The organism is Marinobacter sp. LQ44 (assembly GCF_001447155.2).
GTDB lineage: Bacteria > Pseudomonadota > Gammaproteobacteria > Pseudomonadales > Oleiphilaceae > Marinobacter.
Genome location: NZ_CP014754.1, coordinates 356,721 through 375,074 on the forward strand (window position 1 = coordinate 356,721; position 18,354 = coordinate 375,074).

Consider the following 18,354-nt stretch of genomic DNA (forward strand, 5'->3'; position numbering starts at 1 on the left):
ACCTCAGATGAACTTTAACTTAGGGGGTGGGGGCGGGGGGGGGCGGGGGGGGGGGGGCAGACAAAAGCAATGGGCAGATTAATATCTGCCCAAAACCTGAGTATTTCATAACTCTCAAGAACTATATCAAAACCGCAAAACTCATTCAAGCGACCTCCATGCGGTCAAAATGCATATTGTAACCTCGCACGCACTTCATCTCCGCTAGCGCCATGGCTTCTTCGCCATCCATGTAGCTCATTCCAAGTCGAACATTCTTGTTGGCGTAATAGTTAACGCCCAGTGTTTGTTTGCTCACCGTCGGTCGTGGCCAGCCCCACATCACTGTATTTTCCGTCACCATCCTCAAAGCGGGCAACAACTTCCCAGGCCCCTTTGGGCGATGCCGGTTTTACCCGCTTGAATGCTCCGGCTTTGTAAGGACGGCTTTCGCCGGTGATGATCCAGCCAAGCTGTACGTAATAACCATCAACATCCACCTGGCCTTCCTCGGAATCGAAATATTCGGCCTGGGCATGGAAGGGCCCGGAAGCGCCGGCGAGCTCCAGATTAAACGTATCGACCTCATCGGCCTGAGTGTCGGCATCACGCGTGGTATAACCCGCACCAAGATGAACAACCATATTGTTCGTTTGAATCGGTGCAACCGTGCCCCGTGCGGTTACTGCCGTGTTATTGAAGTCGTCGCTGCCATTGCCGCCTGCCTCGAAGTAGCCGATACCGTAGGTCCAGTTGCTGCCTTTGCCGCTGAGCTGGATGCCGCCGCTGCGACCGGGGGCATAACGCTCGGTCATGGCAGATCGCTCAAGCGCTGAGATGTCTTTTGAGCTCGTTAATTCTTCCAGGCCGAATGGCTCTTTCTGTTTACCGATAGTCACGGTTGCAGCTGAGCCAAATCCCATGTAACGAATGTACAGGTCTTCAGCAGTACCGCCGTCGGCGCCATCACTTTCAGCCACGTTGAACTGGGTCTTGTACGCCCAGTCGCCAAAGTGGCCCTTGGCGTAGAGGCGTGCCCGGCGCACATCGAAATCGGTAGTGTCAACACCGTTGTCGTCAGACTGCGTGGCGTCGTAATCCCACTGAATGCGCCCGCCGAGCTGAAAAGACGCAGAGTTATCCGACACTTTCACTTTGATACCGCTGTCGGTATCGATCACAAGGTCTTCGCCGCTGGTCGTAACGTTTCCGGCCTGTGCAGCAGAAGCGGCAGAAATCGCCAAAGCCAAGCCCAAATATTTCTTGCTCATGATCTGTCTCACCTTTTTCGGTTTGCTTGTGTGTGTTGAAGCGCTATTAAAGTCTATTTGGCAAAGATTACAGAATGGTTACAGAGAATGCATCAAAACAGGGCGCTGGTCCGGGCCGGTGACAGGTTCTGGGGCGCTAGGTGTTGCGGTCGTTTTTCGGGGGCAAGCTCAGAATGTGCCGATTTGTCTCTATAATTATGATAAACAAGAATAAATAAGATATGGCAAGACTTTTGCTGAATCATATTTGGAGCAATGAAACCCAACCGAAGGTATCCATTATGAAGAAGCAGTTTTTCACCAAATCCGGATTTATCAGTATCACTTTGCTTGCAGCACTTCAGGCTGCGCCCGCCATTGTTAGCGCTGACGTCAGCTCAAATGTGAGCGCCAGCAGCAACTATCTGTTCCGGGGCGTCACCCAGACAGACGGGGCTGCGGCTGTCCAGGGAGGGTTGGATTATGAGCATGCGTCGGGCTTTTACGCCGGTGGTTGGGGCTCCAATGTCGATTTTGGTGACGGCACCAGCTATGAGCTTGATCTTTATGCCGGATTCTCCGGCTCTGTGGAAGAACTGGGTTATGACGTTGGGTACATTTATTATGCGTATCCTGACGCGCCGGACTCCATTGATTTCGGCGAACTTTACGGCGAGATCAGCTATGGCATTGCTGCTGTAGGCCTAGCCTACACGATCAACAGCGACACCAGTGGTGATGGGGTGTTCGTGCAAGGAGATGCCTATTACTACGCCTCTGTTGGGGTGCCTCTGCAGGACAGCTACAGTGCCGGTGTTACGCTTGGCTATTATGACTTCGCTGATGACGGCAAGGCTTCTGTCGGTGAGGCAAGTTATTCACACGTCGCCGCCAACGTTACAAAGGATGCGGGAAACTTCGGTTCCTTCAGTGTTAACGTGGAGTACGCGGACATTGAGTCAACCGACGCGCTTGGCTCTGTCAACTCGGATGACCCGAAGTTCTGGCTGGGTTGGAACAAGAGTTTTTGATCGGCCTAGCGATGGTTAGCTGCTCAATTTGAGTATTGTAAAGCTGGTTCCGTGACGGGCCAGCTTTTTTTATCTGTAATTGTCTCGTCAAAATCCACAATTGCACGCCTGTAGATAAAGCGGATGAATCGCCATCTTCATTCTCGCCATCGCCCTTCCCTTCTTTATCGCAGGACTTGCAACCGTTCTTGCTAATCCGCACTCACTCGCCCAAAAGGGAGGCTGGCGTAGGGCCATTGCGCCTCTCCCCCCCTGCCCGCCAAACAAATGGTGATAGAAAGGCGGATACAGACTTTTCAGTTTGATTTCAGTTACACCGGGTAGGATCAATAATCGAGTCACGAACGCAAGAAGCTGTATATACATGGTTTTAGGAGCAACCTATGAGCGATAGACATTTCTATGCAGGTGTGTCCAGGCGGCGCCTTATCCAAGGAGCTGCCACGATGGGACTTCTTGCCGGTTTCGACAGCTTGTTGCCGGCCTATGCTAGAGGACAACTGGACAACACGAACGCATTTCACACCGTGCGTAATGGCGCTGACATCTACGACCTGACCGTCGCGAGAACACCTCTCAAGATAGGGGGCACAGTCTCGGAACAGCCCATCACCATCAACGGCACTCTGCCAGCGCCTCTGGTGCGCCTCAAACAGGGGCGCGAGGCAATCTTGCGTGTCACCAATACGCTACCGGAGGCAACATCCATTCACTGGCACGGTCTGATTCTGCCGTACCAGATGGATGGCGTTCCTGGCGTCAGCTTTCCCGGCATCATGCCCGGCGAAACGTTTGAGTACCGTTTCCCGGTCGAACAGCATGGCACCTACTGGTACCACAGCCACTCTGGCCTTCAGGAACAGCTAGGCCACTATGGGCCGATTATCATTGATCCTGCCGAGCCCGAATCGGTGGCCTATGACCGCGAATACGTTGTGGTTCTATCTGACTGGACCTTTGACTCTCCCGAGGACGTATTCCGCAACCTGAAAGTGGCAGAGGGCTACTATAACTACAACCAGCGCACCGTTAGCGACTTCTTCAAGGATGTTGAAACCATGGGCTGGGATGCCGCGTGGAGCAAAGCCGGCATGTGGGGCAGAATGCGAATGAGCCCCCGGGATATCCTGGATGTAACCGGTTCTGAATACACCTACCTGATGAATGGATCGCCTTCCGCCAGCAACTGGACCGGGCTGTTCCGTCCCGGCGAGAAAATTCGCCTGAGATTCATCAACGCCTCGGCGATGACCTACTTTGATGTCCGTATCCCGGGACTTCCGATGACGGTTATTTCCGCTGACGGCCAACCAGTGCAACCCGTTGAAACGGATGAATTCCGCATTGGCGTGGCGGAAACCTACGACGTGATTGTACAGCCAACCGACACGGCTCACACCGTGTTTGCCCAGTCACAGGATCGGTCGGGGTATGTGCGCGGAACGTTGGCTACCCGCAAGGGAGTGGAGGCGCCAGTGCCGCCCATGTATCCGCGAACCGAGCGCGGTATGGCCGCCATGGGCATGGGCGCGATGAGCATGGGCGCCATGGGCAAGGACGGCGATATGAACATGGAGAGCGGCATGGACATGGGTGGCAAGATGGAAATGATGTCAGGCAGCAACGACAAAGCCCATGGCCAAATGATGATGAATGGCGCCGACTCGGGAATGAACAAGATGAGCTCGGACAAAGCAACGATGAATGAGGTCCCGACGGCGGGTCGGCCGATATCCCATGGCCCTGATAATCACGGTCCCGGGGCGGCCATGGTGGCTTCCAGCCCGCAATCGCGTCTGGATGACCCTGGTGTAGGCTTTGAAACAGCCAACCATCGGGTGCTGACTTATTCCCAGTTGCAGAGCATTGAGGGCTGGCCCGACAAGCGCCCGGCCGAACGCGAGGTGGAACTGCACCTTACCGGCAATATGGAACGTTACATGTGGTCGTTCGACGGCAAAAAGTTCTCTGAAGTCGATGGCCCGGTCAAGTTCTACCATGGCGAGCGCCTGCGATTGATCCTCGTCAACGACTCGATGATGGATCACCCCATTCACCTGCATGGCATGTGGATGGAACTGGAAACCGGTGCAGGTGAATATCGTCCACGCAAACACACGATTTCCGTCAAACCCGGCGAGCGTGTATCCGCGCTGATCACAGCGGATGCACCGGGTGACTGGGCTTTCCATTGCCACCTTCTGTACCACATGGACGCAGGCATGTTTCGTGTCGTGTCGGTCGTTTAACGGGATAGGGGATGAACATTATGATGAATCGCATCAAGTGGGTTGTGGGTGCCTCAGCCTTAACGCTTGCCTCGGGAGCCGGCGCCGCTGGTACTGGCGTTCAGGCCGAACCGGACTGGACACTGCCAATACATGACAACCAGGTGTTTGGCCAGGTTCTGTTTGACCGGCTGGAATACCAGCGTGACGGCAACAACGAAATGGCCCTGTGGGATGCCCAGGGATGGATTGGCAAAGATCGCAATCGGCTCTGGGTCGAAACGGAAGGTGAGACCGATCTATCCAGCGACAGCGGCGACATCGAAAATTTTGATGTGCAGTACAGCTATCGCTTCGATCGCTTCTGGGATATACAGACAGGATTGGGTGCCCAGACAACGTTTGGCCCCAGCCCTAATAAGGAACGCTATTCTGCCATCGTTGGATTGCAGGGACTTGCCCCGTACTGGTTTGAGGTAGACACCAACTTCAGAGTGACCGACGACGGTGACGTGTCATACGATCTTGAAGCCGAGTACGACTGGCTGCTGACCCAAAGGCTCATTTTGCAGGGCCGCGGCGAAACGCTCGTCGCCTTCAGCGATGTCGAGGAATGGGGCGTCGGTAGTGGCATCAACAATGTGGGCCTGGGGCTCCGCCTGAGATACCACTTTTCGAGGGAGTTTGCACCCTACGTGGGTGTTTCTTACACCCGCTTTCTCGGCAATACAAAGGACCTTCGTGAGCGCGAGGGAGAAGACGTCGAGTCCTCCAGCTTCGTGGCAGGCGTCCGGTGGTGGTTTTAACACCATAAAGCCCTAATCGGGATAGGGGGGAGCCACTAGGCTCCGCCCCTCCCACACCACCCGGCAAGCGGGTCCGCACCGGGCGGTTCGCGACGTTGAGGTATCACGAGAGACGCGGCACGCCCAACCGATCAAAGTAGGCAATCGTCAGCACGTTGTGAATGGCAGACCGACTGTTATGCCACCAGCGACGGCTCAGGGCCGCCACGGATTCCACAACCCAGGGACTCGCGCCAAGGCGCAGCAGTTCCCGTTCACTTCCGTCCGGTTTCGGGATGCCTACCCGCCGCTCCCTTGTTGGCCTTCACGCGCTTCCATGCCCGTTGCATATTCTCTCGTGCGAATACCTGCTCAAGCAGGCCTCGCCCTGCGCCCTCCGATTCTCGTCGCGGGAGTCCTGTTTCATCGCTGGTCACATCTGGCAAGGCTTCACCTTTCCGCTCCGTGTTGCCACGTTGCCCTTTCAGGCATAAGGCGAGATATCCCCGGGTAAGAACACACTCCTTCACCGCACAACCGCCGGATTTACGCCGCATCGCCTTGGCCACAAGAGCTTCGCGGCTTCTGGCCCGCTCGCCCTGCTCGGCAGTGCCTCATATCCGATTCTTGTTCATCGGCTCACGGTTTACGCTCCACGCTTCCTCTCAACAGTTGCTCGCCCTTCCGCAGTTGCGCTTCACTTCGTTCGCTGTGGCCAGCTTACGGGAGGACTTGCACCTCCAGGAGTGCGCCCCTGCCGGGCGCACAAAAAAAGGGGCAGAGTGTTCTGCCGTCGCCTCTGGTTAACCATCAAAAGACATACTGGACTCTTCCGCGAAGTTCGTCGCCGCCATTGTTATTCGCGTCTTCGCCGTCCATGTAATTTATACCAAGACTGGCCAACTGTAAGGTAAATCGCTTTTGAGCCCTTGATGTCGGACTGCAGCTCATCAATCAGCTTTATGCTTTCAGAGGTGACTGAGCCCAGCACCAGTTTTGCATCGAAGAGAAAAACCAGCCGGCCGGGGTTGTCCTGCGCTGATGTAGGCAAGGACGACACCCTCTACGGATTGAAACCCGATGGCAGAGGCAGAATCCTTCGCGGGGATGTAGCAGTATCGAACGCGGGCTTCGTATCAGCAACCCGCTCGACCTCTCCGGCCTTATCAACCAGTGTTGAAAACAGGTATTTCCGGGAGTCAGCGGATTTCATGGAGATGGCGAGATTGACGCAAGGTTGCCGGAGCTTCCGACCGAAAGCATGATCTGCCCCGGGTTGTTACCGGTACCGGCGTTGGAGATCGCACCATAACCGGCTCCGTCCAGGGCCCGGACGTTCATAACTCCAATGTTTCCAATGTACTCGACACCGAAATAGGTCGCCTGCGCGGTCTGCTGTTGGTTATCGCTATAGGTCAGGATGGGGAAACCCGGCTGTCGTTGCCAAGGTCAGTATCAAATTTCGATGCGTAAACGTCCCTGTCGGGTTCCCCGTTTGCCACGTTCGCAGTCGGCCGGCTCGGGTCGGTAGAGTTTGAAATCAACCCATCGTTAATTGGCATCCAGTAAACATCGTAGCTACCGAACGAAGTCTCGCCGGTGGCAGCGTCTTCTTTGCTGCTGTCCAGATCGAAGTTTCCGAAGTATGTGGGCTGAAACTTGCCCTGGGTGATTATGTCCAGTCTCACTCCCGATGCCGTGGTAACCTCAACAGCCATGGCGGCGGGTACGCCGTTTACAGCGATCAGCGCTCCCAGGCATCCCTAACCAATGCACTTTGGTATTGTTTTCATTATTCCTCCGACGTCTCTGATTTGAGATTTTTTGTAGGTATCGTCGACCAAGCCAATCCAGCGACAAGTAGTTATAGCAGAGATGGCAGAAAAGCGACAAGCATCTACCAGATAAAGGAAAGTTGAGCGGGGCTTGGTCATAACAGTCGGCACGGGGCACGGTAGAGTTTTTCACCCCCGAGCCTCATTGCTGCCGGGATTTCCACTGGCGAAACTGTTTCCATTCCAGCCATTTCTGAAATTCCCTGTATTCTTGTGAGTCTGGATCCATCCGCCTGAAGGCTTCGAAGCTTCTGTAGGTGTCAGAGTCCGGGGCCGCCTTCCCTCCGGCGCGTTGACTGGTCGCACAATCCGAGCAACGACCCGACAGGATAGAATATCCCTCCCGGGCGCTGTCATCGGGACTGCTGGCAAACAGGCCTGGTCCATCAGGCAGGCGGTCTTCTCCCGGCATCGTCGTCGTGTCAGCGGGTCGGACCACATTAAGTCCGCAGCCCGACAGAGCCACTACCAGCACGGGAATTATCCATAACCGCAGTTTGTGCATATTTTATTCCTGTCCGTTATTCAGGTCAGACCCGTTGGTTAAAAGGCGACCCGGATACCGGCATAGAGCTGGCTGATATCGTTGGCATCGCCCCATCCTTCAGCGGTCTTGACCGACGAAGGCAGGTCAAGCGAATACAGGTGATACGAGGAGAACAAGCGGACCGCGCTCGACCAGTCGTACACGTATGCCAGACCAATCTGGCTTCCCTTGGTTCCCTCAACAATCAGATCTTTGGTCTCGCCATAGTTGACTGCAAAGTGATGGGCGCCAGTCAAGTAGCCTACCTGACCGAATAGGTTGGTCGCATCAAAGCCTTCTTGATTAGCCTGCCCCGCATTGGCCATTGCGTCGGTTTTATCATTACCGTAGGAGACGGTAAAGTTCAGGCCACCGTCCAGCAACAAAGACGCCGAAGCACTAAGGACTTGCTTGGCTTTGAATTCCGAACCGGGGGTGAGTGGCTGACCATTGGTGGGCGAGGCCTCAATATTCAGATCATTAGTATCAACCCAGCTCAGCCCCGTGGCCAGTTTGGCTCCCGGCAAATCTACGTGGTAGCGGGCCGCCAGTTCATAGGCATTGCCGTTGTCGAGACTGGTCGACAGCACCAGACCGCCGATCGACGGGCTGTCGTAGCGGATACGCTCTTGTCGACCAACGGCATTGAAGACGCTGTTGGTTTGACCAATTTTGTAAAGTTGGTTGCCGTTATCATCGACAAAACTGATGCCGGAAGAATAAAGGGTATACCAGGCACCGCCACCGTAGTAGAGCGTTCCGGAGTAATCCATCATGTTGGCGTAGTAGCCAGCACCATCGCCTTTGCCGAAGCTCACCTTACCAAAGTCACCCTCGAGATAGATGTCAATTTTCCGGGTATCCAGGTTAACGTCACCCCCCCCGGAATTTTTGCCGATATCGAACTCCGTGGATCCGAACTGAACAACTGACATTTCATAGATAAAACCGACGTTCATGCCGTTGGCCATCTTCTCATTGCCAGTGAACCGGAAACGTGAGTTGGAACCGATGTTGTCGACACTCGCGTAATCAGTCTCATTCCCGTTATCCGCGACGGTGAACGCACGATCCAGCTGGCCGGACACCTTGAACTCCATGGCGTGACCCGGCGAAGATAACCCCGCCATCACCAGTGCGAGCGCTGAACTCAGTGCCGCTTTTCTATTTGTCATTAGCATCATAAACCCCTAATTATTATTGATTTATTACTGAACGTGTCATGCGTACTACGTCCATTATCATAAAGTGCTGCGCCCTCTTGTCCCGAAACTCAAGTGGCTTCAGGTCTTGCGTCAGCGCTGGGCACAGCAACAATATTAACCACACTGATCGTAGCACAAGCCCGATGACTGAGAAGCCAATTAACATTAGACTTTAGTGCAACCGGGAGCCTCTTCAGGCACTTTCAGGAAGGCAATCAGCACCGCACGTTCAGTCCTGAATCGTGCCTTGAACTGTTCCCTGGATATCTCGGCTTCGCCCCCGTGCCACAAAATGGCTGGGCCAGATCGTCTGGTCGCTGAGGTCTGGCCGGTCAGCGACCAGACCGGTCGTGTGCTTTGGTGTGTGGCAGGCGGCACACCCCGTGTTGCTAACGAGTCTGGCGCCTTGCTGCACTTCCGGGTTTTCCATGGCGCGACGGGCGGGAACTGCAAGGCTGCTGGCGTAGAAGGTGATAAAGCCTGCCACTTTGTCGCTGACTTCGGGGTCGCCGCCATTAGCAAACTCCTGAATCCGTGAGTTCAACCGGCTGAAACTGTATCCAAAGCCTGCAATAACAAAGCCTTGGGCGATATAATAGCACCTGACATCCATTCACCCAGTCAGTGCATTTAGCTCATGCGTACTTTCACTCTCCAGCAATCCCGAACCGAAGTCTATACACCCCACGGCGGACTGGCCCTGGTGGGCCACTGCCTGAACCGGCACACGTCGCTGATCAAAACCGCTCGCACAGTCGTCAAGCGGCACGGTATTCCGAACATTGAGCTGATCCGCACCTACCTGGGCCTGATCACGCTGGGCAAGAGCGATTTCGAGGCGGCCGAGCCGGTACGAACAGATCCGTTCTTCAAATCGGCGATGGGCATCAAGCAGTCGCCATCTTCAGCCCGTTTGCGCCAGCGATTTGATGAAGATGCCCAAGCCCTGACGCCATTGCTGGAGGATGCCAGCGTTGAATTTCTTCAGTCCGTCGAAGCGCCGGTGTCACCACTGGCGATGGGCCATGTTGCCCTGGATATGGATGTCTTTCCCATGGACAACAGCCAGACCCATAAAGAGGGTGTCAGCTACACCTACAAGGGTTACGACGGCTATGCACCCATTGCCGCGTATCTGGGCCAGGAAGGCTGGTGCCTGGGTTGCGAGCTACGCCCTGGCAGCCAGCACGCCAATAACGGTTTTCTGGATACCCTCAAACGGGTTTTGCCCCGGGCCCGGTCACTGACGGACAAGCCCATCCTGCTGCGTCTGGACAGTGCACACGATGCCCGTGACAATCGCGACTTCCTGCGCGAGCAGGACCAGATCGACTTCCTGATCAAGTGGAACCCTCGCAAGCAGGATCCCTTGGCTTGGGCAAACAAGGCCCAGGCCAAGGAAGTCTGGTCGCTGGACCGCGACGGCAAGATGGAAGCGGTTCTGTCAGAAGACCTTCCCGATGAACCCGGCCTGCGTCGCATCGTCAAGGTCACCGTTCGCACCAGCGATGCCTCCGGTCAGCTGTACCTGGAGCCAGAAGTTAGCATCGAAGGCTGGATTACCTCCTTGCCCGCTGACGTGGCCAGTGAGCAACACATCATGGCGCTGTACAGCGACCATGCCACCAGTGAACAATTTCACAGCGAGTTCAAGACCGACCTGGACCTGGAGCGCCTGCCCTCCGGCAAGTTCGACACCAACAACCTGGTCATGGCCTTCGCCACCATGGGTTACAACGTGCTGCGCTGGATGGGCCTGAGACTGACCGCCCCAGATGCGCCAGTGCGCCATCCGGCCAAGCGCCGCCGCCTGAGAACGGTGATGCAGGAACTGATGACCATGGCCTGCCGCCTGGTGCACAGCGGCCGGCAGTGGATTCTGCGCTTTGGTCGGCACTGTCCGGGCTTTGCCGTTTACCGCGACCTCTATGGAAGCCTTGCCGCCTCCGGTTAAGCAAGTCCGACAACAGCCGCTACCTTAAAGCCACCCGGAAAACCAGCCCGGGGCAACCCGCTATTGCCTGACGACCAGAAGTTGATCAAAACGCGCCCAAATTTGGCCGCTGATCGACGTCAGACTGCACGTTCCGGCATTATCAACCTGCTTTTGACCAAGTGATGGCTCCCGTTAGCGCCGATGGCGCTTTGCGGAGTATACTGGCCTGCAAAGTCACTGATTCAGGTACCTATTAACAAACGAGGTCGGGGAATATCTCTTTATCAGCGGAGAGGACTTACACTCTCTCGTCCACGAGACGCTCGACCCGAAGTCTGATGTCTACAGCTCACTAAAATCCCGCCATTTCTTATACGAAGTTGGTTCTGAGAGTGCAATTGAGCTTTTATCACTGAAATTGCGAACGAAACACGCAGTTTTTCGCCAATTCACCTCGCTTCATATCTTCGTTGTCTCACTGAGGTGCGACTATTCATGCCCATATTGTCAAGTCTCTCGACAGACTGAAGATGCCGATAGATATGACATGGATGAAGAGACAGCGCTGCGCTCCCTTGACTTTGTTTTTCGAACCCCGTCAGAGCATATTAAGATAGAGTTTCAGGGGGGCGAACCTCTGCTCAATTGGGAAATCATTGAATTTACCATTCTTGAAGCTGAGAAAATAAATAAAACAGAGAAAAGAGATTTAGCTTTTGTCATTGCCACCAATTTAACTTTGATATCTGACGAAATATTAGAATTTTGTTATCAGCACGATGTTTTCATTTCGACCTCGCTCGATGGGCCAGCCCATGTTCATAACCGCAATCGCCCGAGGCCGGGGAAAGACGGACACCAAATTGTACGAGACCAGATTGAACGGGTTCGTGAAAAGTTGGGTCCGGATCGCATCAGTGCCCTTATGACGACCTCTGAGTTAAGCCTGTCTCATCCACGCGAAATCATTGATGAATACCTAGATGCCGATTTTAAAGGCATTTTTCTCCGCCCCCTCTCGCCATATGGGTTTGCGGTAAAAACTCATCAGATTGAAAAGTACGACTTCGAGAGATTCTTCGAGTTCTACCAGGATTCAATGGAGTACATCTTTGAAATCAATGAAGCTGGTATTCCGTTTGTAGAGGAATTCTCCGCGCTTTTACTGCGAAAGATCTCCTTGCCCTACCCGACCGGCTATGTAGACCTCCAATCTCCGGCGGGAGCGGGAGTATCGGCCATCGTTTTCAACTATGATGGTGACGTTTATGCGTCAGATGAGTCACGCATGCTTGCTGAGATGGGCGACCATAAATTTAGACTAGGCAATATTCTTTCTAATACTTATGAAGAAATTTTCCTCGAATCTGGATTGCTTGAAATTCTTGAGGAAACCTTAACCGACAGCGTTCCTGAGTGTTACCAGTGCGCCTACAAGCCTTTTTGTGGAAGCGAACCGGTGTATCACTATGCAACCCAGAAGGACCCTGTCGGCAATAAAGCTCTCAGTGGTTTCTGCACGAAGACCAAGACGATCACAAATTACCTATTGGACATCATGGAAAATGATCCCGCTAGACGGCAAATTTTGCAGAGCTGGATATAAAAATGATTAGTCTCTACTCCAAAACCTGTGAGTTTATTAACTGGGAAGAAGGGGCTGAGCCGCTCATCTTGCCCGTTACGGAGAATCCAAGTCTGCCAAAGGTGGTTGCAAAAAAATACGCCCTCGTTTGCGATCGAATTCCAGACAAACCCACTGACTCCTTGGCCAGTTATGGGGCCATCCTGAGTCGAGGTTCGGTAAAAAGTGGAAGTTTGTATAGAGTTATTCAGCTTCCTGCTGAGTTGTCTTACGTAAAAAGCTCTGACGTCGTCCGCCTGAATCCAGTGGGCGGGGAGGTTCGAATGCTCTTTAGATCGGACTCGGATCACAACAGCATTCTAGTAACAGAACGATGCAACAGTTTTTGCCTCATGTGTTCGCAGCCTCCCAGGGAAATTGATGACAGCTATCTTATCGAAGATGCATGCGAGGTTATCAAGAATGTGCCAAGAGGCACTGCATCTTTGGGAATCACGGGCGGAGAACCAACACTTTTAGGCGACGGTTTTCTGCGCATAGTTCGAAGTGCAGCACGTTACTTGCCCGAGACCCACCTACACGTTCTTACCAATGGCCGTTCATTTTCAGAGCGGGCTATTTCAGCCGCTCTGAAGGATGTTGGGCACCCCAATTTAGTCTTGGGCATTCCTTTGTATTCCGACCTCCCCGAACGACACGATTTCGTGGTCCAGGCAGCAGGAGCGTTTGAGGAAACCATTCGCGGAATTGTGAACTTACGGCGTGATGGACAGAAGGTTGAACTACGGGTGGTAATCCATAAGCAAACTTATGCAAGGCTGCCCGAATTGGCGCGCTTCATTGTTCGAAATTTAGCCTTTGTGGAACATGTCGCGTTCATGGGGTTAGAGCTCACGGGATTTACAAAGGCTAATTTTGGTGCTTTATGGATAGACCCTTATGAGTATAGGAGCGAGCTAGACGAGGCTTGCCGAATTCTGCAATCCGCACGCGTTAAAACAATGGTCTATAACCATCAGTTGTGTGTTTTGTCACCTTTTGTTCGAGAACTTTCTGTTAATAGCATCTCTGACTGGAAAAATGATTACTTGGAGAAATGCACCCCTTGCGAGCGGAAAAACGATTGCGGTGGTTTCTTTAGTACAGGCTTTAGCTTAGAAAAAACAAGCGATCATATTTCTCCGTTTGTCTCTTCCAATAGAATTATCCCCTCTGAGGAAATCGCGTAATGAGCACAGCTGATAGAGACGATGCTGGTATTTACCGTGTACTAGATTCGGCTCTAGCCCAAGAGATCATCACCATTAACGAATTCCGGAGTAAGCTCGGTCTCCCGGATGTTATGGGCGGTGACGTTACTATTAAGGGAAACTCCATTGAGTCAGTTCTACAAAAAAAGAAAGAAAAACGCTGAAGCCTTCTTCATGCCTTTTTAAAGGAATGCGTAAAACAGCCTTCCTTCCTCAGGGGCTCTGTTGACCCTGACCCCGTATTAGGTCCACCCACAGTTCGGAAATCCCGGCTCTTGAGCTGGACGACAGATTTAGTACTTTGTGTGGACGCCCAGGCCAGCGCCCTATTCTAGAATCTACTTTAAGTTTGTTTAGCACTTTGTGTGGAAATCGTACTGTAACCTATTGATTCGTAGTCGGGCTGATTTAGCACTTTCTGTGGTCGTCCATATGGACAGTCCCAATAAATGGCGAGGCTGGCCCCCCATCACGACGAGCAGCTATAGTGTGACCATCCACCAACCGCGAAAAGCTCCAGCGGCTTCAGCCGGTAGTATTTGTTCTCCACGTCTTTCGATTGCTCGGCATATGGCTGGGTCATAATGTCCTGCAGTTCTCGCAGCAACTCGTAATTTCCTTCCGCCGCTTGCTGATAGGCAGGTACAACGTACCACTCCCGCAAACTGTACTTCGGATTGACGAGTTTCATCCGGCGGGAAAGCACCTCACGGTCAACAGATCCAGTGAGCGATCTCCAGTTTGCGAGCCATGTTGACCAGCATTGTTCCAGTCCCTCGGGATCCGCACCATTGGTCACGTTTCTATAGAAGCTTTTCTTAAGTGGCACGATATCGTCAGGCACTGAAGACAGCTCCCGAAAGAACACCGTGTAATCGACGGGCGTGTGCACCATCAAGGTTGCGAGCTCCCGGAACAAGCCCTCGTCGAAAGCCTCTAGCCCAAGTTTGGCCGCCCACATCTTTTCTATTTCTGCCTGCATGACCAGCGGAAAATCGCTTTGGATTTTGTCGAGTTGCTGCAAGCAATCCGGATGCGCCTCTAACAACGGCCGCAACGCCGTGCAGAACGAATGAAAATTGCGCTCTGCCGCCGCTGGTTGGTTGAGGAACGAAAAGTGCTGCCCGCCGCCGGTCCAAGGCTGGTATTGCGGGTTGAATAGATCGATGAATCCAAAGGGACCATAGTCGAGGGTGAATCCGCCGGCTGCACAGTTGTCGCTGTTGAAGTTGCCCTGGCAGTAGCCAACGCGAATCCAGCTCGCCACCAGCGACGTCAGGCGGCCGCGGAACTCACGGGCAAGCAACACGACCTTTTCGGCGGTGGGTAATGTCTGGTCGATAAGGCCACCGTACTCACGATCGATCAGGTGCAAGACGATCTTTTCTAGTTCCTCCATGGCCTTAGGGTGTTCGTTCTTACGGGCCCGGCGCCCGAAGAGTTCGAGTTGCCCTACCCGGATAAACGACGGTGCAACGCGGGTGGAGATGGCAACGGGCTCGGATACAAGCACGTCCGGGTCAATCGAGCCCGAGCCCTCAGAATACCAAGGGCGCCGAACTTTCTCGGTTTTGGACACGTACAGGCTCAAAGACCGTGATGTGGGCACACCCAACGCCCGCATGTGTTCCTGAGCCAGGAACTCACGAACGCTGGAGCGAAGAACGGCCCGGCCGTCTGCGCCACGGCAGTAGGGTGTGCGCCCTCCCCCTTTGAGCTGCATTTCCCAGCGCTGGCTGTTGATGACGGCTTCAAGCACGGAGATGGCGCGTCCGTCACCGTATCCGTTGCCAGTCTGGAACGGGCATTGCTGGTAGAACTCGGTGCCGTAGATAGAAAGTGCGTAGCCACACGCCCAACCGACGTTGCGCATCGGCTCTGGAACCTGCGTTAAGTCGCCGGAAAACATCCGCACAAAGTCTTGTGACTGCGCCAGAGTGTCGGCGAAGCCCAGTTCGCGAAACAGACTCTTGCTGTGGGCCACGTATTCCGGGTGTTCAATGGGCGTGGGGCTGACCGGAACATAGTGTCCTGAAAACACCTGCCGGGGCGCATGGTCATCACCATTCGCTTTTCCCTCAGGATCGCAGTTGAGGGTGTCCATGAGCGAATAGTCCGCCATTGCTGCGAGATCGTTTAGGTTCGTGATCATCGGGGCTGTGTGGCGGGGTGTTCGCTTTGGCATAGGGGCTCCTCATGCGTGGATTGGGGTTGGGAAACAACGCTGACAGAGGGCGCGTTCCGTAGCAACAGTTTAAAGGCGAGCGGGGAGCACTCCATGCCAAACAGGCAAAGCCAAATCCTCCGGGTCGTCATTCGGGCCACCGGTCCGCCTCTTGAATGAACCTTCCTCAATGGGGATCCGGTATAACGCAGTCGCCTTACGCTCTTTGTGGTTGGGCGCGCGAACCTGTTCCCAGCGCCCTGGCTCAATCTGGTTGATGATGGCCCGAAACGCGGCATCAAACTCGGCGTCTTCCGTCACCGGTGAAGCCTTCCCGAACAATACCAGCGATTCGTAGTTCGCACTATGATGGAAGGCGGACTTGGTCATCACCCATTCATTTGTCACCGCAAATGATATGCATAAGAGGTCCCCTGCATTCAGGCGTTTTGACAAACGCCCTCCGTTCAGCGTGTGCAGGTAGAGGTTATCACCCATCCGCCAAACCGTTAGTGGCACAATGCGTGGTTCACCTTGCTCCACAAACGCCACGTGGGCCGTTTTCAGGCGATCAATCAGCGCATAGGCCGGAGCGCGTTCATAGCTTGCCCGCTTAGGTGCGCGCTTCACCTGGCTGCGAGGGCAGCACGTTAGTAGGGATGAGTTTATCGTCGGTTCGTTTGTTGCCGTCATCGTCTGCTCCTGAAGGGCTGTGCGTCCAAAAAGTACCCCGCTATTGAAAGCCACTTCTGATACCATCAGAAGAGCCAGATTATGATTTTTGTTAGGACCAGTTGGTATGATCGATGATATTCGCCTGACCAGTGAGGCACCGCTCCAAAAGCAGCTTTACCTGCAACTGTCCGAGCGCATTCTGACGCAGCGATTTCCAGCTGGGAGCCGTCTCCCTTCTAGCCGACAGATGGCTCTGGATCCTGGGATTAGCCGGAACACCGTGAACGCCGTGTATGATCAGCTCAAGGCTGAGGGATTCCTTACAAGTTCTGCTGGCAGGGGTATCTTTGTACATGAAGACATCAAGGCCGCGGTAAAACCGGCTGGACCAGGGCTGAAACAGCCAATAAAAAATGCTACTTCCCTTCCCCCATTGCCCGCTGTTCCTCGCAACAGGCTCAAAGCAGTGGAAGACGCAAGCCTGCCGTTTCAGCCGGGGCTACCTGATCTGGATGCCTTCCCCATTCGAGCCTGGAACCGGATTCTCCATCATCAGGAGAGCCGTCGTGCCCTGAGAGGTTATGACACCATTCAGGGATATCAGCCACTTCGGAGTGCCATCGCCAGCTACTTACGGGCCTCTCGGGGCGTTCGCTGCGAAGAACATCAGATAATCATTACCAATGGTGCCCAGCAAGCGCTGTCCCTCATCGCCGATGTGTTTCTGCAACCTGGCGATCGTGTCTTTTGCGAGAACCCTGGATACAGGGGCGCCCGTAACGCACTGAGTCGTCACAACAATCCCTTGGTTCCGGTCCCTTTGAGGAACCAGGTTCTGGATGTAAACGCACTCTCTGACCTGGGTCCTGCGAAACTTTTCTTTTGTACCCCTACTCATCAGTATCCGATGGGTGGCATCCTCGACCTGTCCCAGCGCATAGCGCTTGTACGGTGGGCGCAGCAAAATAACTGCTGGATTATCGAAGACGACTACGACAGCGAGTTCCACTTTTTCAACAAACCCTTTGCCGCCATTCAGGGGATGTTCGACAACGCCCCGGTGCTCTATGTGGGTAGCTTCAGCAAAACGCTGATGCCCTCCCTGCGGGTAGGCTACCTGGTGGTGCCAGAGTCCGTTGTCGAACCCTTGCTCTGGGCAAAACAAATTAATGGCGGGGAATCCCCGTTGATGACTCAGGCCACCATCGCCGAGTTCATCGAAAGCGGTCAGTTCACGCGGCACCTGCGCCGCATGCGCCAGCTTTACCGGGACAAATGGCAGCTTTTCCAGAAGCGATTAACGCAGGAACTGGGAGGCCTGGTGCAACCTGTGGCGGAAAGCGCCGGCATGCATCTGGTGATTGAAGGAGATTTCGACGATGTATCCCTCAGCCAGTGGCTGAAAACCCGAGGGTTTGGCAGCACGCCCCTGAGCGCCCACTTCATCGGACAACAATCCCGGAGTGGCCTGGTGATGGGGTTTGCCAGCGCCAATGAGCACCAGATTGAGGAGTGTGTGGTGGCGTTAAGAGCGGGATTGGCGAACTTCTAGCCGCCCCAGGACCGCAAACTCTCAGTCAGGAAATCTGCAGCATCGAAATCCGGTGGCCGCTGGAAGGTGGTATCCAGTAATTGCACGTCGCTGATGCGGTCCAGCCGGAACGAACGCATGGCCTGCCTGAGGTGGCAGAACCCGGTGACATACCAACGCCCCTGCTCCGTCGTTATCGGGATTCCGAGTTCTTCTAATACCGTGATGTAGCGCCGGATTGTCCGCCGGTTCCGGTGTTTGCATTAAAGATGCATTGTCAGGTTTATTTAGGACAGTTTCTCGCCTACATATAAATTAATCTGGCCCTGCTGTAACTCACATTACCTGCAATACTGACTTGAGAAGGAGATCAA

General features: G+C 54.1%; 17 protein-coding genes and 1 pseudogene. 8 read left to right on the forward strand and 10 right to left on the reverse strand.

The features are described 5' to 3' along the window. Positions 1–145: 145 nt before the first annotated feature. A complete protein-coding gene (locus tag ASQ50_RS21300) occupies positions 146–298 on the reverse strand; it encodes a hypothetical protein (RefSeq protein ID WP_227513243.1) in 153 nt (50 codons plus the stop codon). Continuing rightward, complete coding sequence (locus ASQ50_RS01690; protein ID WP_227513244.1) at positions 273–1,250, reverse strand: OprO/OprP family phosphate-selective porin; 978 nt, start codon at positions 1,248–1,250, stop codon at positions 273–275. The genes ASQ50_RS21300 and ASQ50_RS01690 overlap by 26 nt, the downstream gene beginning before the upstream one ends. Positions 1,251–1,531: 281 nt before the next feature. Between ASQ50_RS01690 and ASQ50_RS01695 the strand changes: the two genes are divergently transcribed. The 3 genes from ASQ50_RS01695 to ASQ50_RS01705 all read left to right on the forward strand — a co-directional run bounded on the left by ASQ50_RS01695 (position 1,532) and on the right by ASQ50_RS01705 (position 5,294). After that, complete coding sequence (locus ASQ50_RS01695) at positions 1,532–2,260, forward strand: TorF family putative porin (protein WP_058091072.1); 729 nt, start codon at positions 1,532–1,534, stop codon at positions 2,258–2,260. Positions 2,261–2,643: 383 nt separating this feature from the next. After that, entirely contained in the window at positions 2,644–4,509 is a 1,866-nt protein-coding gene (locus tag ASQ50_RS01700) for a copper resistance system multicopper oxidase (RefSeq protein ID WP_076657112.1), read from the forward strand. 20 nt (positions 4,510–4,529) lie between these two features. Further along, positions 4,530–5,294, forward strand: a complete 765-nt coding sequence (locus ASQ50_RS01705; protein ID WP_197492716.1) for a copper resistance protein B — start codon at positions 4,530–4,532, stop codon at positions 5,292–5,294. Positions 5,295–6,482: 1,188 nt separating this feature from the next. On the opposite strand, the gene ASQ50_RS21600 is transcribed toward ASQ50_RS01705, so the two are convergent. From ASQ50_RS21600 to ASQ50_RS01725, 5 genes are all read right to left on the reverse strand, one after another. Then, a complete protein-coding gene (locus ASQ50_RS21600; protein WP_264754029.1) occupies positions 6,483–6,614 on the reverse strand; it encodes a hypothetical protein in 132 nt (43 codons plus the stop codon). Between the two features lie 74 nt (positions 6,615–6,688). After that, positions 6,689–6,991: a hypothetical protein gene (locus ASQ50_RS01710; RefSeq protein WP_053113939.1), complete on the reverse strand. Its 303-nt coding sequence runs from the start codon at positions 6,989–6,991 to the stop codon at positions 6,689–6,691. Between the two features lie 660 nt (positions 6,992–7,651). Continuing rightward, entirely contained in the window at positions 7,652–8,809 is a 1,158-nt protein-coding gene (locus tag ASQ50_RS01720; protein WP_176443068.1) for a porin, read from the reverse strand. Between the two features lie 195 nt (positions 8,810–9,004). Continuing rightward, entirely contained in the window at positions 9,005–9,106 is a 102-nt protein-coding gene (locus tag ASQ50_RS21765) for a hypothetical protein (RefSeq protein ID WP_227507882.1), read from the reverse strand. After that, positions 9,069–9,452 (reverse strand): di-heme oxidoredictase family protein, encoded by a 384-nt coding sequence (locus tag ASQ50_RS01725; RefSeq protein WP_053113947.1) that lies wholly within the window; start codon positions 9,450–9,452, stop codon positions 9,069–9,071. Before ASQ50_RS01725 ends, ASQ50_RS21765 begins: the two co-directional genes overlap by 38 nt. 24 nt (positions 9,453–9,476) lie before the next feature. On the opposite strand from ASQ50_RS01725, the gene ASQ50_RS01730 reads away from it, so the two are divergent. From ASQ50_RS01730 to ASQ50_RS01745, 4 genes and pseudogenes are all read left to right on the forward strand, one after another. Beyond that, positions 9,477–10,793, forward strand: coding sequence for an IS1380 family transposase (locus ASQ50_RS01730; protein WP_053113071.1), 1,317 nt, complete (start codon positions 9,477–9,479; stop codon positions 10,791–10,793). 238 nt (positions 10,794–11,031) lie between these two features. Next, a pseudogene (gene hxsB, locus ASQ50_RS01735) lies at positions 11,032–12,381 on the forward strand (His-Xaa-Ser system radical SAM maturase HxsB); the annotation flags it as partial. Positions 12,382–12,383: 2 nt separating this feature from the next. Continuing rightward, complete coding sequence (gene hxsC / locus ASQ50_RS01740) at positions 12,384–13,589, forward strand: His-Xaa-Ser system radical SAM maturase HxsC (protein ID WP_058091026.1); 1,206 nt, start codon at positions 12,384–12,386, stop codon at positions 13,587–13,589. Continuing rightward, positions 13,589–13,774, forward strand: coding sequence for a hypothetical protein (locus ASQ50_RS01745; protein WP_058091027.1), 186 nt, complete (start codon positions 13,589–13,591; stop codon positions 13,772–13,774). Before hxsC ends, ASQ50_RS01745 begins: the two co-directional genes overlap by 1 nt. 305 nt (positions 13,775–14,079) lie before the next feature. Here the strand turns inward: ASQ50_RS01745 and ASQ50_RS01750 are convergent, their stop codons facing one another. Together ASQ50_RS01750 and ASQ50_RS01755 are read right to left on the reverse strand one after the other, a co-directional pair. Then, positions 14,080–15,795 carry a protein adenylyltransferase SelO gene (locus ASQ50_RS01750; protein ID WP_058091028.1) on the reverse strand — a complete coding sequence of 572 codons (1,716 nt, stop codon included), beginning with the start codon at positions 15,793–15,795 and terminating at the stop codon, positions 14,080–14,082. Positions 15,796–15,864: 69 nt separating this feature from the next. Next, positions 15,865–16,404: a pyridoxamine 5'-phosphate oxidase family protein gene (locus tag ASQ50_RS01755; RefSeq protein WP_227513245.1), complete on the reverse strand. Its 540-nt coding sequence runs from the start codon at positions 16,402–16,404 to the stop codon at positions 15,865–15,867. Positions 16,405–16,573: 169 nt separating this feature from the next. Here ASQ50_RS01755 and ASQ50_RS01760 point away from each other — a divergent pair, with 169 nt between their 5' ends. Further along, entirely contained in the window at positions 16,574–18,001 is a 1,428-nt protein-coding gene (locus ASQ50_RS01760) for a PLP-dependent aminotransferase family protein (protein WP_058091030.1), read from the forward strand. Here ASQ50_RS01760 and ASQ50_RS20355 read toward each other — a convergent pair. Continuing rightward, positions 17,998–18,219: a WYL domain-containing protein gene (locus tag ASQ50_RS20355; protein WP_082888428.1), complete on the reverse strand. Its 222-nt coding sequence runs from the start codon at positions 18,217–18,219 to the stop codon at positions 17,998–18,000. The genes ASQ50_RS01760 and ASQ50_RS20355 overlap by 4 nt on opposite strands. Between the last annotated feature and the right edge of the window lie 135 nt (positions 18,220–18,354).